The organism is Kribbella italica (genome assembly GCF_014205135.1).
Classification (GTDB): domain Bacteria; phylum Actinomycetota; class Actinomycetes; order Propionibacteriales; family Kribbellaceae; genus Kribbella; species Kribbella italica.
In genome coordinates, this window is the sequence record NZ_JACHMY010000001.1 from 4,117,457 (window position 1) to 4,139,516 (window position 22,060).

Here is a 22,060-nt window from a genome sequence, read left to right on the forward strand (position 1 = left end):
TGGAGGTAGCGGATGCGACACAGTGTTACAGGTGGCTCTATTGCGCCACTCGTCGACCGAGATGTCAATAGAACCCCCTCTACTGCCGCCCGGGGCTACTCTTGTCCGACATCCAAGGAGGGCAATTGACCGGCGGCTACAGGGACCTCGCGGCGACGCTGCGGGAGGCCATCGTCCGTGGCGACTACCCGGCTGGTTCGACCCTGCCCAAGCAGGACGACCTGGCGGAACTCCACGGAGTCAACGTGAAGACGGTTCGCAACGCGGTCTCCCTGCTGACGGCCGAAGGCCTCGTCACCCCGGTCCGTCGTCGCGGTACCGTCGTTAGGGCCCGCCCGCCGATGCGTCGGCTCGGTCCGGACCGGTACGCGAAGAGCAAGTGGAAGCACGGCGATGTCGTGGCCTTCGTCGCCGACCGCGAAGTCTCTGGGCAGGAGTGGAAGCGGACCGACCAGACCCAGACGGTCGCCACCACCGAGGCCGACGTCGAGGTCGCGGAGGCCTTGGGGATCGAGGCCGGCGCCGTGGTGTACGAGCGGGCGCGTCTAGTCCGGGACGCCGGCGGCCGACCCACTCATACCTTGACCAGTTACTACCTGCCCGACGACGTCGAGGGCACCGCACTGGTCGACCCCACGCCGGGGCCTGCCGGACGCGGGGGCGGCTTCGCCGTCCTGACTCACCAGGGACTCGAACCCGACTCGATCACGGAGACCATCCACTCCCGCATGCCGACCCCCGACGAGATCGCCGGCCTGGACCTCCCGGCGGGCGAGCCGGTGATGGTTCTCCACAGAACGACGGCGACCCGCGACGGCCGGGTCGTGGAGTTCGCCCGCGGTGTCCATGCGGCCAGTCGATTCGCCTGGACCTACTCCTTCCGGATTCCCGAGTGAGCACGCCCCGAATTCCTCCGCAGCTTCGCTCGGCGACACAGACCCTTTGGGACTACCACGACCTCCGGCACGAACTCGAGCCGGCGGATGTGGCGATCGGACTCGGCAGCCACGACCTGGGCGTCGCGACCTTCACGGCCGAGTTGTACCAACGCGGCCTGGTTCCGCGGATCCTCTTCACCGGCGCGAATGCCCCGACCACGGTCGAGCGGTTCCCTCGCGGGGAAGCCGTGCACTACACCGAGCACGCGGTGGCACTCGGCGTACCGCTGGCGGACATCATCGTGGAGCCTGCTGCCACCAACACCGGCGAGAACATCACGCTCGCCCGCGCGGCCTTGGCCGAGCAGCAGGTCTCGATCGCAACGGTCATCCTGGTCTCAAGGCCCTACCAGCAACGCCGAGCGTTCGCGACCTGCCGAAAGCTCTGGCCGGAGGTCCGGCCGATCTGCGCGTCGCTACCGCTGCCGCTCGACCAGTACGTCGAGTCGATTGGTGATCCCGACCGGGTCCTGAACATGCTCGTCGGCGACACCCAACGCATCGAGCTGTTCGCGGTGAAGGGGTTCGCGATACCGCAGGAGATGCCGGACGAGGTACGCCGAGCGTTTCAGCTGCTGGTCGACGCCGGCTACACGCGACGCTTGATCGCCGACTGATCACGAAGCCAGGTAGTCGTTGACGGTCTTGACAATCGTCGGGACGCGGTCGTCGTAGACGCCGTGGGCTCGGCGGTCGATCGTCTTGAGAGTCGAGTTGGGGAGTTTGCGATGGAGGCTCTCAGCCCAGGTGAGGGGAATGTTGTCGCGTTCGGCCTGGACGATGAGCATCGGGGTTTTGTTGCTGATGGCAAGCGGTGGTTCGGTGGTGTGCTGGGTCCAGTAGGCGCACGGGAGGAACGTCGTCGGAAAGAGGGGCTGCGTGGTTCGGGTGCGCTGGACGTCGCGCCAGTACGTCGCCGGGTTCTTCGGCCAGCCCGTGTCGTTGCAGGTGAAGGCGATCGACGCGGCGATGAACTGGGAGAACACGGGCGCGCGGCCGTAGTACTGGTCGAGCCAGGCTTTGAGTTCTGGGGTTGGCGGGGTGTTGCGGAGCAGGGTGCTGACGTTGCGGGCCATCAGGTCGCGGTCACTCTCGTCGCCGAGGGCTGACTGGAGCAGCCAGGGCAGGACTGCCGAGTCGACCTTATGGCCGGCGATCGTCAGGTCGCGCTGCATCAAGCGGGTCACCGCTGCCCGGATCTGCTGACCGCTTCCGCCGACGTGATACTTGTCGTCCCGCCAGGCTGCCCAGGCTGCCCACTCGTCGAAGGCTGCTTCGGCGCGTTCACCGGTGGCCAGGTGGTGATACTCGGATCCTTCGACGTCGGTCACACTGTCGACGACCATGCGGTCGACCTTGCCTTGAAACAACTGGCTGTAGACAACCCCCAGATCAGCGCCCCAGGACACCCCGTAGTAGTTCAGCCTGTCTTCCTTGAGCGCCTTCCGTACGACGTCCAGGTCGCGCGCCACGTTCCGGATGCTCGCGTGCTCTAGTCCTCCGGGACAAGTCCGTACGAACGCCTTCGCCCGGCGGGCGGACTCCGCGAAGTCGGCACGGTTGAGAGACGATCGGAAGACATCAGCCACGCGAACCTCACCGCAGCTCGCCGGCGCGCTCCGCCCGACGAAGCGAGGATCGAAGCCGATCAGGTCGTACTGCTTCGCGACGTCCCCGAGCAGCGGCCGCAAGGCCAGCGGGTAGTCGAGTCCCGAGCCGCCTGGTCCGCCGGGGTTCACCAGCAGTACGCCGCGCCGTACGCTCGGGTCGGCGGGAAGCCGAGAGATGGCGATGTCGATGGTCTGGCCGTCGGGGCGCAGATGGTCGACAGGCACCCGCATGGAACTGCAGGACGCGCCGGCCTCATCGAGCGCCTTCCCCTGGTCGTCGCCGCTGCCGTTCTGACACGCCCGCCAGACCAGGCCGGCGGTCTCCGCCGCCGCAGGCGACACAACAGTTGCCCCAGGCAACAACAGGAACGCCGCCAGCACCGCCACAGTTCGCATACCCAGACGCTAGGCGCCTTGAGACGCCCGGTCCGGGGCCCGCACGCCCGACCCGGGGTATCTCCCGCGCTACCCCGACCCGCCGGTCGACGTCCTGACGCGTTGGTCGACTGATGCGTTGTTCGACCACTGACGCGATGTACCGCGCCAGTCGTCACAATCCGAGGCAGTGGACCAGCCATAGGCAGGCACCGGCGGCAGCGGACGACCACCACCTGCACGCAGGCACCGGACTCAGCACGGGCCGTCGACCGAGCGCCAGCGCTCACCTGGGCGCCAGAGCCCATCACCTGAAGCGGGCGACAGCATCCCCCCAACTTGACCGGTGGGCGGGTGCAGGGAGCGCCAGCGACCGGAGCGGTTGCGTGGGTCACCATTTGCACGCACCCAACCCGGCCCACCACCAAGTGGTTGCTCGCGCGCCAGCGCGCACACGAAGCGGCGCCAGCCGCGCACCGAAGCGCGCGACAGCACGCGAACGTGGGCGACAGCCCACCGCACGAAGCGCGCGACAGCACGCGTACCCACCAAGAAGGCGGGCGGGAGCACGCCCCGCAGCGAGCGCCGGCGAACGGAGGGGCACGCGTGGGAGAGGCGTCAGTCGGCGAGCAAGCGCTGGGCCATCGACAGGTCGGTGATGAGGATGTTGACCCAGCCGCCCAGCAGAGCAGCGCGGATGGCCGAGTACTTGCGGTCGCCGCCGGCGACGCCGATGCGGCGGGGGACGGCGAGCAGTTCCTTCGCCGTGACGCCGATGACGCGTTGGTCGAAGGTGGAGCGGACGTGGTGGCCTTCTTCGTCGAAGAAGCGGAAGCAGACGTCGCCGACGGCGCCCAGGCGGCGGAGTTCGTCCTGGTCGGCCTGGGCTACCGCGTTGCCGCTGCGCTGCAACAAAGGCGACGGCTGGAGGCTGCCGATTCCGACGACAGCGTCGGTGAGTTGGCCCCACGTGCCGAGGACGTCGCGGACGGAGACGTCGTTCATCATCGCGCGGCGTACGGCGGGTGTGCCGACCAGACCCGGAGCGGGGAGGTAGACGGGCATCGCGCCGGTGAGTTCGGCGAAGCGGGCAGTGAGGCGCGTGGCCTGCATCTGGACGGCGGCGTCGCCGAGGCCGCCGACGATCTGGACGACCTTCTCGGCGACCGGGACGCTCTTGCGCGGCATCCGGTCGACGGCGCTGATCAGGGTCTCGCTCCAGGACGAGATGCCGATCAGGTGCCCGCCGGTGAGCGTCATGTCGAGGTACGCCGCGGCGCCCGATCCCAGCGCGGGCAGGACGTCCTCGTCCACACCCTCCGCCAGACCACTCGGTCCCACAGACAGACCACCCGTGTCCACGACCACCGCATCCCGCAGCCCGTACCGCCCCTGCAGCTCGTCCTCGAGATCGCTGTGCACCCCGCTCGGCATCGTCACGACGGTGTGCACGATCCCTACCTCGACCGCCTGCTTGAGCATCCGCGACACCCGGGCCTGGGACAGGTTGAGCTCGCTGGCGATGCGTGGCTGCCGGATGCCCTTCTCGTGGTACATCCGGGCCACCTTCGCCAGCAGCCGCAGCTCGTCCAGCCCCGGCTGACGTACGCCACGGTGAGCGCTCATGCGTAGCCCCCTTCGATCAGGACTGGACTATAGGCAGATGTAGACCCGCGGTGCGCCACCAGCATCGGGCAGCGGGTCGCCCGGCGTGTCCCGGCGGCCGGTCGCCACCACCGACCCGTCGCGCGGATCGACGATCCGGTAGTCCAGCGGCACCGAGTCGTCGAACACCATCACCGGTCCCCCGTGCTCGCGATAGACGATCAGCAGACCACCGGCACCGCGCAGCGCGCGCCCCGAGATCACCCGCGTCCAGTCCGGCTGCAGGTCCGCCACCGGCAGCCCGGCCAGCACCCGCCCGACCAGCCCGACGTACGTCGACCCCTCGAAATCCATCGCCTCCCGCCACCCGGCGTCCGGCGCGATGAAGAACGACGAATGCCCCGGCTCCGACGCGTGCAGCCGCCACTGCCACAGACTCCCGGCGCCGTACACGACCCCCATCGTCCCGCCCGCGCACAGGTTGCTCCACGCCTCGTGCCCCTGCCACCACCCATTCGCGACTGAAAGACCGCCGTGCTTCTCGTACGTCGGTTCGCCGTTCGCCACACCCCGTACGGGCTCGTTCCGCCACAGGTCGGCCACCCGCTCGGCCACGTGCTCGCCGGTGTGCCCGGTCTGGCACCACTGGAAGTCAAGCCACTCCGCGTCCTGATGAGCCGACGCGCGGATGTGCGGCCGGTAGTGGATCCCGGTCGGCTGCCCGTAGCAGTCGACCGCGTGCACCTCGGCGCCCCCGGCCGCGACCTGCGGCTCCAGCCCGGTCCCGTCCCCGCCGACCAGGTAGATCGCCGGTGAGGCGCCGTACCGCGCGACCAGGTAGCGGCAGTACGTCGCATACTCCTCAGCCGGTACGACGGTCCCCGCGACGTCCAGCCCCTTCCAGCCGAACCCCTGGAACACCGGCTGCAGCACCGGCACGATCCCGTGCTCGGCCAGCACCTCCAGCAGCTGATCGAGGTACTGGAAGTACTCCGCCCGAGGCCGCAGCAGGTGCCCGTCAACCAGGTCCTCGAACCCGACGTCGAACCCCTCGTCCGCCGTCCGGTCCCGCGGCCCGACCGCGCGCATGTCGGGCTGCACGGACATCAGCAGTACGGCGTTGAAGCCCTTCGCCTGACGATCGGCGGCGTACTCGCGGACCTGCGAGACGGTCGCTCGCCATGGGAGCGCCCACGCCGTGTCGGCGACCAGAAGTGCTGGAGTGCCGTCCGCGTGGACCAGGCTCCGGCCGCCGGGGGACATCTGCCAGAACCCGTGGGAGTAGAACGGATTGGCCTCGCCGGCTGGTACTTGTTGGACGTCAAGCACGCCTGAAGAGGAGCCAAAAGTCCAGCGCCATTCCCCTGGCGTCGGCGCGGCGAAGCGCACCCTCCACACGCCGTCCCCGTCCCAGAACGCCGGCCTCCGCAGCGTCACCCCGCTCTCGTGCACGAACTCCGCCCACACCTCCGCGCCGTACCGCTCCTCCACGGATGCCGAGAGCTCGACCGACCGCCAAACGGATGAGATGGACATGACACTCCCGGAAACAGTCGAGACGGATACACTGCGCAGTGAATCTGCAAGATCACACACGTGCTCTGGGGTCGGTGAAATTCCGAGCCGGCGGTTAAAGTCCGCGACCCGTACCTCCGCAAGGAGGTCCGGTTGACCTGGTGGAACTCCGGGACCGACGGTGAAAGTCCGGATGGGAAGACGCACGTGGCAGACTTCGCGATGCCTGTCCGGCGCGCGCCCACAAGCGTGCCCCAGAGAGGAGTCGCGGAGCTTGTCGTTGCCCCCGGAGTGCCAGGCCGAGAGGACAGCGACTGTGAGCACCGTGGCGAGCACGACCCGCCTGGACACCATCGACCACGCGATCGCCGAGATCGGGCGCGGGCGCCCGGTGGTGGTCGTCGACGACGAGGACCGCGAGAACGAGGGCGACCTGACCTTCGCCGCGAGCCTGGCGACGCCGGAGCTGATGGCGCTGCTGGTCCGCTACACCAGCGGGTACGTCTGCGCCCCGGCCGCGCCGGAGGTCCTCGACCGGCTCGAGCTGCCGCTGATGGTCCCGAACAACCAGGACAGCCTCCGTACGGCGTACACGGTGTCGGTCGACGCGAGCACCGGCGTCGGCACCGGCATCTCCGCCGCGGACCGGGCGCGGACCGTCAACGTCCTGGCCGACGGCACGGCTCGGCCCACCGACCTGATCCGGCCCGGCCACATCCTCCCGCTCCGCGCGGTCGCGGGCGGCGTCCGGCAGCGGCCCGGTCACACCGAGGCGACCGTCGAACTGGTCCGGCTGGCCGGGCTGCCGCCGGTCGGGGTGATCGGTGAGCTGATGAACGACGACGGCACGCTGATGACCGGCGCCGACCTGCGCGCGTTCGCCGACGCCCACGACTTCGCGATGGTCTCGATCGCCGACCTGGTCACTTTCCTCGGCTGACCAGCGCGCGGGCCGCGGACGCGATACCGTCCGCGGACAGCCCGTACCGGTCCAGCAGGTACGCCGCGGAGCCGGTCGGCGCGAACTCGGGGATCCCGAGGATCGACACCCGCGCCGGATGATGCTGTACGACGGCCTCCGCGACCGCGCCGCCGAGCCCACCCCCGCTCACCCCCTCCTCGGCGGTCACGATCCCGGCCGTCTCCCGCGCGGCCGCGACCACGGCGCCGGTGTCGAGCGGCTTCACCGTCGGCATCGACAGCACCCGGGCCGAGATCCCTTCCGTCGCGAGCTGCTCGGCCGCGGCCAGCGCCCGCCAGAGCACCGTGCCGTTGCTGATCAGCGTCACGTCGTCGCCGGCCCGGACGGTGATCGCCCTGCCCGGCTCGAACGTGTAGTCGTCGGCGTAGATCCGCGGCACGCTCATCCGGCTGACCCGGATGAACACCGGCCCGTCGGACGCGGCCGCCCAGCGCAGCGCCGCCGCGGTCTCGACCGGGTCGGCCGGCACGATGATCGTCATCCCGGAGATCGCCCGCAGCCAGGCGATGTCCTCGATCGAGTGGTGCGTCGGCCCGAGTTCGCCGTACGCGACGCCTGGGCTCATGCCGCACAGCTTCACGTTGGTGTGCGAGTACGCGACGTCCGCCTTGATCTGCTCCAGCGCGCGCCCGGTGAGGAAGCAGGACGCCGCCGACACGAACGGGATCCGGCCGCCGTTGGCCAGCCCGGAGGCGACGCCGACCATGTCCTGCTCGGCGATACCGACGTTGATCAGCCGGTCCGGGAACGCCTTGCGGAAGCTGTTCAGCTTGCTCGACCCGACCGAGTCGTTGACGACGCCGACGATCCGGTGGTCCGCGTGGGCCAGCTCGGCCAGCGTCTCGACGTACGCGTCCCGGCAGTCGTAGCGCGGCCGGTCGGCGATCGAGGGACTGTCGGTGACAGTCATGAGAGCTCCTTGAGTGCTTGGGCGAACTCGGCCGCGTCGGGCACCCGGTGGTGCCAGGCGACGTTGTTGCTCATGAACGAGATCGGGTGGCCCTTGTGCGTGTGGGCGATCACGAAGGTCGGCTTGCCCGGCCGGAACGGTACGGCGGACAGCACGTCGAGCAGCTCGCCGTGGTCGTGCCCGTTCACCTCGACCACCGCGAACCCGAACGCCGCCGCCTTGTCCGGCAAGGGATCCAGGTCGTTGGTCTCCTGGGTGGTCGCGCCCTGCTGCAGCCGGTTCCGGTCGACGATCACGGTCAGCCGGTCCAGCTGGTACTGCGAGGCTGCCATCATCGCTTCCCAGTTGCTGCCTTCCTGCAGCTCGCCGTCGCCGACCAGCACGTACGTCCGCCGCAACGACACGTCGAGCTTGGCCGACAGCGCGTGCCCGACCGCGACCGGAAGGCCGTGCCCGAGCGGACCTGTGTTCGCCTCGACGCCGGCGACCTTGCGCCGGTTCGGGTGCCCGTTCAGCGCCGACAGCGGCTTCAGGAACGTCGCCAGCTCCTCGACGGGCAGGAAGCCGAAGGCCGCGAGCGTCGTGTAGAGCGCGCCCGCGACGTGCCCCTTGCTGAGGATGAAGCGGTCGCGTTCGGGGTCGTCCACCCGGTCCGGCGCGACGTCCAGCACCGCGCCGTACAGGGTGGCCAGGATGTCGATCGACGAGAAGTCGCCGCCGATGTGCCCGGCCCCGGCGTGGTGGACGAGCTTGAGGTCCTGGATCCGGATCTGCCGGGCCGCCTCGGTGATGTGCGCGACCTGCGCCGAGCGGCTGCTGTGGACCGGCAGTCGCCCGAGCACGGGCATCGTCGTGTGCTCGGCGGTCAGTGTCATGCCGTCTCCGCCATCGACGAGAGCAACACCTTCTGGACCAGCCGCTGCGCGGCGAGCGCGTCGTGCGACGCTTGCGCGGCGGCGAGCGCCTCCTCGTCCAGTACGTCGAGCGCGCGGTGCACCGCCTTGAGGAACCGGATCGCCTGCTTCGCCGCCTCGACGCTGTCCTCGCGGAACGGGAACTGGTCGAGCTGCCAGACACCCTCCCAGTTGTTGCGGCGCAGGGTGTGGAAGAACTCGAACGTCTCGACCAGGTGCACCGAGCCGACCACCATGTCGTCGTCCCAGCCGCGCAGGTTGTCGTTCACGTCGATCGCGAACAGCCGGCCGTAGTCGATCGCCAGCTGGGCGGCGTCGGCCGGTGTCTCCTGCCCGTACAGCGAGTGGCCGAAGTCCAGCAGGATCCCCAGGTTGGGCAGGCCGATCTTCTCGATCCCGAGCAGCGTGCGGGCGACGTTCGGGAAGATGATCTTGACCCGCGGCTCGCGCGGTTTGTACTCGATCACGAAGTTGATGTCGGGGTGCGCCGAGACCAGCTCGGTCAGGCCGTCCAGGGCGAGCTTCCAGATGTCGTGGTAGTTCACCTGGAACGGGTAGTCCCAGCCGTCCTGGCCCGGCCAGAGCTTCACGTACGAGCAGCCCAGGTCCTTGGCCAGTTCGGTTGCCTGGTGCAACAACTCGAGCGCCTGCTTGCGGACGCCGGGATCGGGGTTGGTGATCGAGCCCTTGACGAAGTCGCGGGTGTAGATCTCGGGCGTGATCGCGATCGCCTTCAGGTTGTTCCTCGCGAGCGCGGCCTTCACCTCGTCGAGCGTCCCGTCGTACCCGGCGAACGGCCAGTTCAGGTCGACCACGGACAGGTCGCCGACGGCGCCCGCCCGGTCGATCTGTTCCAGCAGCCCGACCGGCGGCCCGTAGCCGTCGGTGGCGTAGCGGTCCTGGTACGTCGCGAAGTGCCAGATCCCCGCACCGAACACCGGCATGTCAGTCATATGGTCCTAACCCTTCAGAGAGCCGGCGGTGAGGCCGCCGACGATCCAGCGCTGCAGGAGCGTGTAGGCGATGAGAATCGGGACGACGGCGATCAGGATGCCCGCCGCCAGCCCGGTGTTGTTGTTGGCGAACTGGCCCTGGAAGTTCAGCAGGCCGACCGGGATGGTCTTGTTCGCGTCGGAGTTGAGCAGGATCAGCGCGAACAGGAACTCGTTCCAGGTCGCGACCGCGTCCAGGATCGCGACCGTCACCAGGGCCGGCAGCGACAGCGGCAGGATCATCGTGAAGAACACCCGCCAGTCGCCGGCGCCGTCGACCTTGGCGGCCTCGATGATCTCGTCGGGGATCTGCCGGAAGAACGACTGCAGCACCAGCACCTCGAACGGGATGCCGAAGGCCAGGTACGGCCCGATCAGCCCGAACAGGCTGTCGGTCGCGCCGGCCGAGCGCAGCATGATGAACACCGGCACGATCGCGATGTAGATCGGGATGGTCAGCCCGAGGAACACGGTGAACATCACCGTCCGGCGGAACTTCATCCGCAGCTTGGCCAGCGCGAACCCGAGCATCGCCGAGATCAGCACGCCGAGCGGCACCTTGATCAGCGCCAGCAGCGCGCTGTTCTTGTACGTCGTGGCGAAGTTGCCGATCCCCCACGCGTCGCCGAAGTTCGACCAGGTGAACTCGTCCGGCCACGACAGCGGCCCGTTGCCGACGAAGTCCGCGAGCGGCCGGACCGCGGTGATCACCAGCAACGCCAGCGGCGAGATCCAGAAGATCGCCGCCACCGCCAGCACCAGTGTGATCACGAGCCCCCGTCGGCCCCGCGACTGCTGGTTCGGCGGTGTGGTCTCCTCGGTGAGCACCGGCGCCTCGACCCGGACCGGCGCGATCGAGGTCATGAGGCCTCCTTGGTCTGCGAGCGGACGTACGGGATGCCGACGGCAACGGCCACCAGCGTGATCACGACCGCGATCGCGGTGCCGTACCCGGCTTCGTAGTACTGGAAGACGTTGAAGTACATCCACGTCCCCATCACCTGCGTCGACGTCCCCGGTCCGCCGTACGTCATCGCGTAGATCATGTCGAAGACCTTGAACGAGTCGATCAGCGACAGCGCGAGCACGATGTAGTGCGCCGGCCGAAGACTCGGCATCGTCACGTGCCAGAACTGTTGCCACCGGCTGGCACCGTCCACGGTCGCCGCCTCGTACAGCTCGTTCGGGATCCCTTGCAGGGCGGCCAGGTAGAGCAGCATCGGGAAGCCCGTCCGCAACCAGATCGCCGGGACCATCACGGCCCACAGCGCGGTCGAGTCCTGCCCGAGCCATGGCTGCGCCAGCCCACCCAGGCCGATCAGCTCGAGGAACGAGTTGATCGCGCCGTACTGCGGGTTGTAGAGCCAGCCCCAGATGCTCGCGATCGAGACCAGTGGCAGCACGGCCGGCGTGTAGAAGATCAGCCGCAGGACCGGCTTGCCGTGCACCTTGCCGTTCAGCGCGATCGCCAGCACCAGGCCGACGACGGTCGGGACGGCGATCGTCACCACGGTCCAGATCAGGTTGTTGCGGACCGCGGTGACCACGACCGGGTCGCTCGGTAGCTTGGCGTAGTTGTCCAGGCCGACGAAGTCGTACGTCGCGCTCAGCCCGTCCCAGTTGGTCAGGCTGAAGAACAGGGAGGAGATCGCCGGGTACACCAGGAACCCGACGTACACCACCACTGCGGGCAGGGCGAAGAGCCAGGGCGACCAGCGGCCACCCTTGACCTTGCCCGGTTCGGACAGCGCGACCGTTGCCACCGACTCAGCCCTTGGCCCAGGCGGAGACGATCTCCTGCATCTTCTTGGCCGCCGCGTCGGGAGTGACCGATCCCTGCAGCAGGTCGCTCTGCACGCTGAAGTACTGGTCGGCCTCCTTCTTCGGGAAGGCCTGGTCCTGGATCGTGTAGAACGGGTTGCCGGCGTACTTCTGCGACCACTCGGCCGCCAGCGGCAGCGCCTTCGGGTCGGGCTCGGCACCCTTCACCGTCGAGGCGGTGATCTGCATCGCCTTCTGGGCCGCGGGCTGGAGGATGAAGTCGATCAGCGCGGCGGACTTGTCGGCGTTCCCGGACTTGGCGTTGATCATGTAGCCCTCGACGAAGCCCGAGTGCCGGGCCGGCTTCTGGTCGGTCGGCAGCTCGAACGTCCCGAAGGCGGTCGACGGCTTCTTGGCCGACAGGATCGCCTGGGCCTCGGTCCACGGGCCGGTGATCGTGTACGCCGTCTTGCCCTGCACGTACCCGGGCTCGATGTCGGCCGGGTCGAGCCCGAGCGCGCCCTGCGGCAACCACTTCTTGTCCTGCCACTTCTTGAACAGCGCGAACGCCTCGACCACCTCGGGCCGGTCCCAGCTCTCGGCACCGGTCAGCAGCTTGTCGTGCAGCTCCGGGCCCGCGGTGTGCTCGAGCAGGTACTCGAAGAGCCGCATCACGTGCCAGCCGTACTTGCCGCCGGTCGCGAGCGGGGTGACACCGACGGCGACGAGCTTGTCGTTGACCGCCTCCAGCTCGGCGTACGTCGTCGGCGGGGCGCTCACGCCGGCTTTGGCGAACAGCGACTTGTTGTACCAGGCACCGATGCCGAGGGCAATGAACGGGACGCCGGTCTTGACGCCGTCGAAGGTCATCCCGCTGATCGCCGCGGTGTTGAGCTTGCTGTCCCAGCCGAACTTCGCGTAGTACGGCGCCAGGTCGAGCGCCTGCTTGGCCTTCGCGAACGGGCTGCCGATCTGGCCGCCCCAGATCCGCCAGACGTCCGGGCCCTTGCCGCCGAGCAGCTCGGTGCGCAGCTTGTCCGGGTACACGGCCGCGCCCGAACCGGGCAGGCTGTCGACGGTGGTCGTCGTACCGTTCTGCTCGTCGAACTTCTTCACCTGGGCCTTCAGCAGGCCGATCGTCGCGTCGTCCTCGTAGGTGAACAGGCGCAGGTTGTTCGAGGCCTCGGCGGTGGCGCCGCCGCCGCTGCTGGACGTCGTACCGGCGCCGGTGCAGGCGGACAGCCCGGCGCCGAGCGCGGCGGCGGAGGTGAGGCCGAGGAATCCCCGGCGGGTGTAGGTCATGACTGGCTCCTTTGGCGGGCGAAGCGGCGGATCTTGGCGAACATGTCCTCCAGCAGGAAGCGGACGTCGATCTGTTCGCAGACGTGGATCGGGTTGTCGGTCCCGGGCAGGTACCAGCCGTCGACGCCGAACCGCGGCGCCGGCCGGACCCGCAGGTCCCCGCTGCGGGGGAACAGCATCAGCGCGATCGCCGGCGAGTCGCCGAGGGAGCGGGACTCGATCGGCTCGCCGTGGTGGATCGCGTTCCACTCGTGCAGCTGGTCGATCAGGTACCTGCCGAGCGGGCCGGCGTCCCCGATCTTCTCGTCGAGCTCGGCGTAACCGACCGAGACCTTGGTGTAGACGTCACTCGTCACCTGCCACACCGTCATCCCCGAGCCGAACACGACGTTGGCGGCGTGGATGTCGTTGGACAGGTTGAACTCCATCCCCGGGTACGACGTGTAGCCCTGGTAACCGCGGCCGCCGATCCAGATCACCACGACGTCGCGGTCGACGATGCCGGGATCGAGCAGGATCGCCGAGGCCATGTTGGTCAGCGGGCCGAGGAAGGAGACGAACAGCGGATCGTCCTTCGAGGCCAGCTTCGACTCCTCGATGATCAGCTGGGCACCGGGCGAGTCGAGCGGGGTCCGCTCGTCGGGGATGCCGGTCGGTGCGCCGTTGGCGACCGGGACCTTGCCGGTCAGGTCCATCAGGTCCAGCAGCAGGTCGATCTCCTCGCGGGACTCCTCCATACTGCGGTCCGACCGGCGGGTGCCGAAGTGGGCGGCGATCAGTCCCCGGACGTCGAAGGTCGGCGACAACAGCCCGTGCACGATCGCGAACTGGTCGTCGGCCTCGTTCTTGGCGTCGGTGTCGATGATCACCCGGCGTCGGCTCGGCTTCACGGCTGCCACCTTCTTGAATAGAAATTCACTAGTGCATAGCCTGTCGCCTTGAGTGTCGCCACGGCGTTAGAGTCCCGTCAAGAGCTCGGTGGAAAGTTGTCGGACGGCGGGAGGTCGGCCGGATGGTCAGTGCGGTGCTCGCGATCGACCAGGGCACGACGAACACCAAGGCCGTGCTCGTCGACGCCTCCGGCGCCGTACTGGCCGGCGGCTCGGCGCCGGTCGGTTTGTCGACACCTCGACCGGGATGGGTGGAGCAGGACGCCGACGAGCTGTGGGCGAGCGTGCTGTCCGCGATCCCGTCGTCGTCGGCGGAGATCGTGGGGATCGCCTTGTCCACGCAGCGCGAGTCGGTCGTCGGCTGGGACCGCCGGACCGGCGCGGCCGTCGGCCCGGTCATCGGCTGGCAGGACGTCCGTACGTCGGGGTGGTGCTCCGCATTGCCTGCTGGTGTCGACGAGCTCGTCCGCCGTCGTACCGGGCTCCGGGTGGACGCGATGTTCTCGGCCCCGAAGCTGCACTGGCTGTTGGCCCAGACCTCCGCCGACCAAGTCGGAACGATCGACTCGTGGCTCGTCCATCGACTCACTGGTGGCCGAGAGCATCTAACTGAGGCGGGCAACGCCTCCCGCACCTTGCTTTACGACATCGCCGAGCTAGCGTGGTCGCCCGATCTGCTGGACGCGTTCGGCATTCCCTTGCCGGTCCTGCCCGAGGTCCGGCCGTCGAACGCGGGCTTCGGCGTGACGTCCGGGGTTCCTGGTCTGCGCGACGGCATCCCGATCGTTGCGGTGCTCGCCGATTCGCATGCGGCGATGTACGGGCAGGGATGTGTTCTTCCCGGCATGGTCAAGGCGACGTACGGAACCGGCTCGTCGGTGATGACTCCGGTCGAGGCCTTCGCGGCGGACGGGTGCACGCTGGCCTGGCTCACCGAGCGGCCGACGTACGCGCTGGAAGGCAACATCGTCTCGTCGGGTGCCGCTCTCGCGTGGACGGCCTCGCTCCTCGGTCTTGCCGAGGTCGGCGCTCTGGTCGAGCTGGCCTCCACGGTGCCTTCTGCTGAAGGCGTCGTGCTGGTCCCGGCCTTCGCCGGTCTAGGAGCGCCGCACTGGGATCGCGAGGCCCGGGCCGCGCTGACCGGCATGAGCAGCGCGACGACGCGCGCTCACATCGCGCGGGCAGCGGTCGACGCCGTGGCCCATCAGATCTGCGACCTCGTCGAAACGCTCCCGGTGGCCGAGCGCCTGCGGGGCGACGGCGGCGCCACGGTCTCCAGTCTCCTGATGCAGACCCAGGCCGATCTTCTCGGCCGTCCGGTCGAGGTCGCCGACGTCCCCGAGCTCTCGGCCCTCGGCGCCGCCGAGCTCGCCTGGACCACTCTGGGGCAACCAACCGGTTGGGCGGAACGCCGTACTTACCGGACCTTCGAGCCGGCCACGGCCACTGCCGCGGCGCGCGACGACCGCCGCGCCCAGTGGGCAGCGGCGGTCGCCTCGGTCACAGCTGGGGCGAGCGGCGCCAGATCAGGCCGACGCTGACGGCGATCAGGGTGGTCAGGAAGAACTCCACCCACAGGCCGGTCGCACTGAGGGCCGGGACCAGTTCTTCGGTCAGGTTCCAGGCCGCGTGCACGAGGACGGCCGCCCACACCCCACCGCGGAGCCGCTCGGAGACGAAAAGGATGGTGTAGGTCAGCGGGAACAGCCCGAGGAAGAACAGCAGTCCTTCGAGGCTGATCAGGCCCTTGTCGTGCTGGCCGGTGCCGTCGAGGAAGAACAGCGGCAGATGCCACAGTCCCCAGGCGGCGCCGATGATGCCGGTCACGGCGATCCGCCCGGAGTACCGGCGAAGCCTCGGCTGCAGGTATCCGCGCCAGCCGAACTCCTCGGACAGCGGCCCGGCGATCAGTGTGTAGGCCAAGGCCCCCAGCGGTCCGCCGGCGCCGGCGATCACCGACGAGGCGTGCGCGGGAATGCCGTCGACGCCGAGCAACAGCGCGGCGGTGATCGGCGGAGCCGCACCGAGGACCACGGCGACCAGAGGCCACCGCAACGACCAGGTGACCTGCCGGGGCATCCGATCGGTACGCCGGTACCGCAACCACATCACCAACGCGGCCAGCGAAGGCCCGCTCGCCGCCAGTCCGAAGACCAGCGCGCCGGCCCCTTCGTCGACGTTCGCACCGACCACGCCCAGCACGATCCACGGCACCCAGCTCAGCAGCAGGCAGACCCCGAAGAACCACGACAACCGCCGCTCCGGGACGTCCCTGCGGCGACCGACCCGTACCGCCTCAGCCATCGACACCGGGGCCGCCTCCGATCAAGCATCTCGTCAACTCCATGCCTGAATCCTGGCGCCTTTTCCGGCGTTCGATCAGGGGCCCAGCCCGCCGATCCATGGTGGTGCTAGGTCCACTGTTCGATCGCCCGCAGCGGACGTCCGACGCAGCGGCTGTTGGTGGCAGCCGCTGCGTCGGGTACTACCCGCGGGAGGTGACCCGCGTGAGGGGCGCGGGGGTGAGGGTGCGGTGGGACCTCAGGTAGTCGACGAAGGTCTCGTGGTCGGTGTTGTTCCGCACGGGGTGGGTGGCCGACTTGAAGGCCGGGTAGCCGTCGGCGCCGATGACCGTGTACGCGAGGGCGGCGACTCGGTAGGTCTTGCTCGGGTCGAGGGCGGCGCCGTTGATCCGGACGTCGGCGGGCGCGACACGGTCGCCGATCGGGCGGGTGGTGTCGTAGGTGTAGCGGACGTTCGCGGAGACCGCCAAGGGTGCGAACTTCACGGTGCCGTTGGGCTGAGGCTGCCACTGCTGCTCGAGTACGGCGTCCAACTGCGCGCCGGTCAGGCTGACGGTGAGGACAGGATTGCCGTAGCCGTACGCGTCCCAGGACTCGCCGAGCAGGACCCGCCCGGGCGCATCGCCCGGCTTGTTGCTGGGAGCAACCAGCAGGTCACCGCGGAGAGCGGTGCTGCCGACGGCCGGCTGGGCGGCGATCAGGCCGAGATCGGCGCGGCCGTCCTGACGCGCGGTCCAGAGGTGGACGTCCGCGGCGAGATCGGCGAAGGTGCTTTCGCCGGCGGCGTTCGGCGTCCGGGTGAAGTCACCGGTCACAGTCGCGACGGGTTCGGCGTACTTGCGCTCCCCCGCGGCGGTCCAGTAGTCGACGATCTTCTGGATCTTCGGGTCGGCGGGGACGTCGCGGGTGACGGCGTGGTTGACCGAGGTGGTCGCGGAGCGCAGCACCTCACCCGTACGCCGATCGAGCCGCAGGGTGATCTCGTTGATCAGTCGCCCGTGGTTCGCCGCCTCGACGACAGGCCGCGGGTTGCCGGCCGGATCCGGCAGCGAGCAGTTGAACGCCGCGTGCCAGTGCCCGGTGACGATCGCGTCGATCGACGAGCTCACCTTCCGCGCCAGGTCGATCGCCGGCCCGGTCGGATTCACGCAGTTGTCGTACGTCGCCGACGCGTCCGTGCCGCCGTCGTGCAGGTTGAGCACGATCGCCTTCACCCCGCGCCGGCTCAGCTCGGCCGCCGCGGCATCCGCCGAGGCCACCGGATCGAGCGCCCGCAGGTCCGGCTGGTACGACGTGGAGCCGACCGGCGTGTCCGGCACGGTCATCCCGATGAACCCCACCGGGTACGACCGCCCGTGGTCCCGCACCCATCGGATCGTGTACGGCGCGACGATCGTCTTCCCGCGCCGGTCGACGATGTTCGCCGACTGGAACTCGAAGTCGGCCCCGCGGAAGCGCCGGCCGGTCGAGTCGGTGAAGCAGCTGTCCACCCCGACCTTGCCGAAGCACTTGCCCTTCTCCATGTGGTCCACCAGGAAGCTCTTCGACACGTCGAGCTCGTGGTTGCCCACCGACGAGAACTCCACCCCGAGCGCGTTCAGCACCTCGACCGTCGGCTCGTCCGCGTGCGCGTCCACCTCGAACGGCCACCCGGAGAAGTTGTCCCCGTCGGTGAAGAAGATCGAGTTGGCCTTCCCGGCCCGGATCGCCTTCAGGTGCGTCGCCAGGTACGCCGCACCGCCCACCGTCACCGGCTGCCCGTCGGGCCCGGCGATCGTCCCGCCGTCGGCGACCGACGGCGGCCGGAGATATCCGTGGAAGTCGGTGATCGAGACGAGTTGGACCGGTACCGATGTGGTAACGGCGTCGGCGGCCGGCGTCAGCGCCGAACCGGCCAAAGTGGCAGTGACTACCACCGCGAACGAGCGAAGAATGCGCATAAGTGTCTCCTGATGGGCTAGGTCAAGCACTTACCGGCACCAGGAGACTGCCTGAGATCGAACGGAATGTCACTACTTGACGGCCGATCAGCGAACTCCGCAGGAAACTGGCAAGCGGCCGGGCCCTGCACGAAGCTGCAGGATCCGGCCGCTGCCCAAGGTGTTGAAGATCTGATCAAATAGCAGGTAGTGGTGGCCGGTGTTCCCGCGAAGTCACCGGCCACCACCCTGCTGGACACCGGACTTCGGGCCCGGTGTTCAGTGCTGCCGAGGGGTCAGCCGTTCCAGCCGCCGCCCTGCTTCACGCGGGTGCCGAGGCCGTTCGCCTTGCCGGGGTAGACGTACATGTCGCCGCCGGTGTTGGCGACGGTGACCAGGTCCGGTACGGCGTCGCCGGTGAGGTCGCCGAAGCCGGTCAGCGAGCGCATGCCGTTCCAGCCACCGGTGCCGATCTCGACGCGGGAGGTGCCGCCGGCGTACGTGAGGCCCTTGTAGAGCCAGAGCTTGCCGGTCGAGGAGTCGACGGCGGCGAAGTCGGGCTTGCCGTCGCGGGACAGGTCGCCGATCGCGGCGAGCTTGGTCAGCTTCTGCCAACTGGTCCCCAGCTGCTTGCGCGCGGCCAGGCCGTTCAGCTTGCCGGGGTAGACCCACAGCTTCCCGGTCGACTTCTCGATGGTCACCAGGTCCGGCTTGGCGTCGCCGGTGATGTTGCCGAGGCCGACCAGGTCGCGCATGCCGGTCCAGCCCGAGTTGCCGATCAGCAGCCGGGTGGTGCCGGACAGCGACGGTCCGCGGTACAGCCAGAGCTTACCGGTCGACTTCTCGACGGCCGCGACGTCGGCCTTGCCGTCGCCGGTCAGGTCGCCGACGCCGGTCAGCTCGGTCAGGCCGTTCCAGCTGGTCCCGATCTTGACCGCGTTCGCGCCGCCCTCGAACGAGCCCTTGCCGTTGTTCGTGTACCGGTACAGATCGCCGGTCGGCCGGTGCACCGCGATCATGTCCGGCAGCCCGTCACCGGTCAGGTCGCCGGCGTTGGTCAGGTCCGCGTCCGAGTGCCCGGCGACGTACGAGAGCCCGTAGCTCTGCATCGCCGCGTTCAGCGTCGAGGCCGCGATGGTGTGCGTGCCGCCGGTCGGCTTCCACGGGTCCCAGACGGTCAGCGTCTTCGCGGTCTTGTCGTAGCCGTGGACGAGGATCGCGTGGCCGAAGTGGCCGCTCAGGCCCTTGTTCCAGGGCAGCTTCTCCATCCACACGCCGATCATCGGCGCACGCTTCAGCGTTCCGATGTCGTACGCCGCCCAGTTCAGCAGGTTGGTCGCGTTGCCGGTGGTGTCGCTGCTCCAGATCGAGTACCCGAGCGGGTTCACGTACTTGTTGACCACCGGCATCGAGGTCCGGTTGTAGGTCCCCTCGGTGGTCGTGCCCATCTCCTTGGCCAGCGTCTGCTGGGTGACGTTCACGCCGTACGTCGCGAGCGTGACCTGGCTCGAGGCGGGGACACAGAAGTAGTTGGTGCTCTGGTAGACGCCCTTGATCGACAGCTTGCCGGACGTCGGTACGGCGGCGGCCGCACGGGCGAGCTGCTGGGACGACTGGGGGCGCGGGGCAACTGCCGGGCCGGAGGCGCTCGACCGCGAGACGGCGTTCGGCGCGAAGGCTCCGGCCTCCGCAGCAGTCAGCGGAACGGAGCCCTTGACGGGCGGAAGACTTGAGGCAGTCGTGTCGGTGGAGGCACCGGCGCCGGTGTCGGCGGTCGCCATGTGGGCGACTCCACCGACAACCAGTCCCATGCTGACGACGGCGGCGGTGGCGAGCTTCCAGCGGTGACGCAGTTTCATGCAGGGGTCCTCACGACGTACAGGCGGATGCAGCGAGAACCACCCAAACACAACGAAGGGGCAGACCGGCTCTCCGGTCTGCCCCTTCGTCGGGACTCAGCAGGTGGCGGTCGGGGCCGCCCAGTCGGCGCGGTCGTTGTAGCCGCCGTCGCCGGCGTCGCCGACGACCAGGTCCAGCACCCGGACGCCGGTCAGGTCGACGTCGATCTGCTTCGGGTCGTCGCGGCCGACGGTGCCGCTGTCGTACAGAACCTTGCCGTCGCCAACCACCTGGAAGGTGGACGTGCCACCGGCCGTGTCGACGTTGCGGACGGCGTCGTCGATGCCGACGGTCGCGGTGAACCGGCTGCACTGCTGCCCGACGTAGTACCGGACCAGCGACGGCGACGCGACGCCGATGCCCGTCGCGTACGTCTGGCCGACCAGGCTGATCGGCGACCCACCGCCGACGGAATGGTCGACGGTCGGCGTCATCCAGCCCGACGTCGCGGTGATCCAGTCGTGGTGCGACAGCTGCACCGTCCCGGACGGCGGCGCCGGCGCGACCACGACCGGCGAGACCGTGGTCTGGTTCTGCTTGCCGTACCCGATCGCCTCGTACGACGTCCGCGCGGTCAGCGCCGCGTTCCCCGGTGCCGCGCCCGCCGGCAGCTTCGCGGTGAAGGCGAACGTCAACTGCTTGCCCGGCGCGAGCAGGACCGGCGCCTTCGTCAGCGACTTGATCGTCCACCCGGTGCCACCGGCAAGCGTCGCGGCCGGCTTCAGCACCGGCAGGATCCCGTCGTTGCGCACGGCGACCTCGACGCGCAGCTCGTCGCCACCGGCAACCACCGCCGCGGCGTCGGCCGGCTGCGTGGCGTTGCCGACCTTGGTCACGGTCGGGATCCCCGCGGTGACGTGCGGGACACCCGGGAGACCGCGCGCCGGCTCGACGCGGAACAGCGCCGTACCGTGCGCCGGCACCGCGGCGCTGATCGTGCCCGCGCTCTCGGTGACCTTGTTGGTCCACGCGTTCTTCAACGTAAAGCGAGCGCCCTTCAGGCCAACGGCCTTGGTGGTCGTGGTGAGCGTCTTCGCGCTGTCGCCACGGTTCAGCAGGACGACCGCACGACCGCCGTCGGCGAGGCGCTTGACCCACGTCTCCGTCGTACCGGCCGCGCCGACGCGCACGGCCTGGACGACCGCCTTGTCCTGGTTGATCGCGAGCACGTCAGGATCGGTCAGCGTCGCGATCGAGGTGTTGCTCAGCTTGCGGACGTCGCTGCCGATGACCAGTGGCGCCGCGGCGACCGCCCACAGGGTCATCTGGCTGCGGAACTCCTCGTCGGACATGCCGAGCTCGGGCGCGAGGTAGTCGGGGTCGTTGAACGCTCCCGGCCGGACGACCTCCGGGTGCCGGGCGTTCGCGTCGTAGTTGCGCATGACGTCCTTGTACTTGATGTCGAACACGAAGCCGACGTCGGTGTAGGTCCGCCACGACTGCGCGATGTCCGGCGCGTAGGTCCAGGAGTTGATCGACTGCTGCGACTCGGGGTAGTCGCCCCAGTCCGGCGAGGTGACCGGGTTGCAGAGGTTGAAGATCATCGGCCGCTTGCTCGCGTTGTTGCGCAGCGCCTTGGCGAACTCGGTGAACGCCGTCTTCGGGTCGAGGTCGGCGGCGATCCCGCACAGGAAGTCGACCTTGACCGCGTCGAAGCCCAGCGCGGCGAACTGGTCGGCGTCGTGCTGGTAGTAGCCGCCACCGCTGCCGAGACCACACTTGCCGGGGATGAACGGACCGGCGTCGGTGTAGATGCCGGCCTTCAGGCCCTTGCCGTGGATGTAGTCGACCAGCGACTTGAGGCCGCTCGGGAACTTGGCCGGGTTGGCGACCAGGTCACCCTCGGGGCTGCGGGACTGGTCGGCCTGCCAGCCGCCGTCCAGCCAGACGATGTCGTAGCCGGCCTTGGCGAGCCCGCGGCTGACGATCGTGTCGGCGACGGACTTGACGGTGTCCTCGGTGAAGTCGCCACCGAGGCCGAAGTAGGTGTTCCAGCCCTGGTACGGCGTGGGGCTGAGCACCGGGGCGGAGGGCGCTGCGGGCGTGGCTGCGGCTGGGACGGTCGGGGTGACGAGCGAGGCGGACACCAGGGCCGCCGCGATCAGACCGCCGAGCAGAGCGGAGAGTCGTTTCACGCTGTCTTCC

At 69.1% G+C, this 22,060-nt stretch carries 18 protein-coding genes and 1 riboswitch; of the genes, 4 read left to right on the forward strand and 14 right to left on the reverse strand.

Annotated elements, in window-relative coordinates; translation table 11 throughout:
* Window positions 1-125 precede the first annotated feature (125 nt).
* Both HDA39_RS19045 and HDA39_RS19050 read left to right on the forward strand, forming a co-directional pair.
* Window positions 126-896 (forward strand): GntR family transcriptional regulator, encoded by a 771-nt coding sequence (locus tag HDA39_RS19045; protein WP_184796836.1) that lies wholly within the window; start codon window positions 126-128, stop codon window positions 894-896.
* Window positions 893-1,555, forward strand: coding sequence for an ElyC/SanA/YdcF family protein (locus HDA39_RS19050; protein ID WP_184796838.1), 663 nt, complete (start codon window positions 893-895; stop codon window positions 1,553-1,555). Before HDA39_RS19045 ends, HDA39_RS19050 begins: the two co-directional genes overlap by 4 nt.
* Here HDA39_RS19050 and HDA39_RS19055 read toward each other — a convergent pair whose 3' ends face one another.
* The 3 genes from HDA39_RS19055 to HDA39_RS19065 form a co-directional block, all read right to left on the reverse strand.
* Window positions 1,556-2,944 (reverse strand): alpha/beta fold hydrolase, encoded by a 1,389-nt coding sequence (locus HDA39_RS19055; RefSeq protein ID WP_238356092.1) that lies wholly within the window; start codon window positions 2,942-2,944, stop codon window positions 1,556-1,558.
* 597 nt (window positions 2,945-3,541) lie between these two features.
* On the reverse strand, window positions 3,542-4,549 hold the full coding sequence (locus HDA39_RS19060; RefSeq protein ID WP_184796840.1) for a sugar-binding transcriptional regulator: 1,008 nt from the start codon (window positions 4,547-4,549) through the stop codon (window positions 3,542-3,544).
* 27 nt (window positions 4,550-4,576) lie between these two features.
* Window positions 4,577-6,064: a glycoside hydrolase family 140 protein gene (locus tag HDA39_RS19065; protein WP_184796842.1), complete on the reverse strand. Its 1,488-nt coding sequence runs from the start codon at window positions 6,062-6,064 to the stop codon at window positions 4,577-4,579.
* Window positions 6,065-6,120: 56 nt separating this feature from the next.
* Window positions 6,121-6,254: riboswitch (FMN riboswitch) on the forward strand.
* Window positions 6,255-6,359: 105 nt separating this feature from the next.
* Between HDA39_RS19065 and ribB the strand changes: the two genes are divergently transcribed.
* The gene (gene ribB / locus HDA39_RS19070) at window positions 6,360-6,983 is read left to right on the forward strand and encodes a 3,4-dihydroxy-2-butanone-4-phosphate synthase (protein ID WP_337925798.1); all 624 of its coding nucleotides are present in this window, start codon (window positions 6,360-6,362) and stop codon (window positions 6,981-6,983) included.
* On the opposite strand, the gene HDA39_RS19075 is transcribed toward ribB, so the two are convergent.
* Genes HDA39_RS19075 through HDA39_RS19105 form a run of 7 tightly spaced genes read right to left on the reverse strand, consistent with a single transcriptional unit; the run spans window position 6,967 to window position 13,794 of the window.
* Window positions 6,967-7,935, reverse strand: a complete 969-nt coding sequence (locus HDA39_RS19075) for a transketolase family protein (RefSeq protein ID WP_184796846.1) — start codon at window positions 7,933-7,935, stop codon at window positions 6,967-6,969. The genes ribB and HDA39_RS19075 overlap by 17 nt on opposite strands.
* Window positions 7,932-8,810: a transketolase gene (locus HDA39_RS19080; protein WP_184796849.1), complete on the reverse strand. Its 879-nt coding sequence runs from the start codon at window positions 8,808-8,810 to the stop codon at window positions 7,932-7,934. The genes HDA39_RS19075 and HDA39_RS19080 overlap by 4 nt, the downstream gene beginning before the upstream one ends.
* A complete protein-coding gene (locus tag HDA39_RS19085) occupies window positions 8,807-9,802 on the reverse strand; it encodes a sugar phosphate isomerase/epimerase family protein (RefSeq protein ID WP_184796851.1) in 996 nt (331 codons plus the stop codon). The genes HDA39_RS19080 and HDA39_RS19085 overlap by 4 nt, the downstream gene beginning before the upstream one ends.
* A 6-nt stretch (window positions 9,803-9,808) precedes the next feature.
* A complete protein-coding gene (locus HDA39_RS19090; RefSeq protein WP_184796852.1) occupies window positions 9,809-10,705 on the reverse strand; it encodes a carbohydrate ABC transporter permease in 897 nt (298 codons plus the stop codon).
* Window positions 10,702-11,604, reverse strand: coding sequence for an ABC transporter permease subunit (locus HDA39_RS42390; protein WP_202893050.1), 903 nt, complete (start codon window positions 11,602-11,604; stop codon window positions 10,702-10,704). The genes HDA39_RS19090 and HDA39_RS42390 overlap by 4 nt, the downstream gene beginning before the upstream one ends.
* Before the next feature lie 4 nt (window positions 11,605-11,608).
* On the reverse strand, window positions 11,609-12,904 hold the full coding sequence (locus HDA39_RS19100; RefSeq protein ID WP_184796855.1) for an ABC transporter substrate-binding protein: 1,296 nt from the start codon (window positions 12,902-12,904) through the stop codon (window positions 11,609-11,611).
* Window positions 12,901-13,794: a nucleoside hydrolase gene (locus HDA39_RS19105; RefSeq protein ID WP_337925799.1), complete on the reverse strand. Its 894-nt coding sequence runs from the start codon at window positions 13,792-13,794 to the stop codon at window positions 12,901-12,903. The genes HDA39_RS19100 and HDA39_RS19105 overlap by 4 nt, the downstream gene beginning before the upstream one ends.
* Window positions 13,795-13,916: 122 nt before the next feature.
* On the opposite strand from HDA39_RS19105, the gene HDA39_RS19110 reads away from it, so the two are divergent.
* Entirely contained in the window at window positions 13,917-15,335 is a 1,419-nt protein-coding gene (locus tag HDA39_RS19110) for an FGGY-family carbohydrate kinase (RefSeq protein ID WP_184796859.1), read from the forward strand.
* Here HDA39_RS19110 and HDA39_RS19115 read toward each other — a convergent pair.
* The 4 genes from HDA39_RS19115 to HDA39_RS19130 all read right to left on the reverse strand — a co-directional run bounded on the left by HDA39_RS19115 (window position 15,295) and on the right by HDA39_RS19130 (window position 22,050).
* Window positions 15,295-16,098 carry a CPBP family intramembrane glutamic endopeptidase gene (locus tag HDA39_RS19115; RefSeq protein ID WP_238356795.1) on the reverse strand — a complete coding sequence of 268 codons (804 nt, stop codon included), beginning with the start codon at window positions 16,096-16,098 and terminating at the stop codon, window positions 15,295-15,297. The two genes, HDA39_RS19110 and HDA39_RS19115, sit on opposite strands and share 41 nt — an antisense overlap.
* Before the next feature lie 181 nt (window positions 16,099-16,279).
* Complete coding sequence (locus HDA39_RS19120) at window positions 16,280-18,037, reverse strand: bifunctional metallophosphatase/5'-nucleotidase (RefSeq protein ID WP_184796864.1); 1,758 nt, start codon at window positions 18,035-18,037, stop codon at window positions 16,280-16,282.
* 275 nt (window positions 18,038-18,312) lie between these two features.
* Entirely contained in the window at window positions 18,313-19,875 is a 1,563-nt protein-coding gene (locus HDA39_RS19125) for an FG-GAP-like repeat-containing protein (protein WP_184796866.1), read from the reverse strand.
* Between the two features lie 96 nt (window positions 19,876-19,971).
* A complete protein-coding gene (locus HDA39_RS19130; RefSeq protein WP_184796868.1) occupies window positions 19,972-22,050 on the reverse strand; it encodes an NPCBM/NEW2 domain-containing protein in 2,079 nt (692 codons plus the stop codon).
* Window positions 22,051-22,060 lie beyond the last annotated feature (10 nt).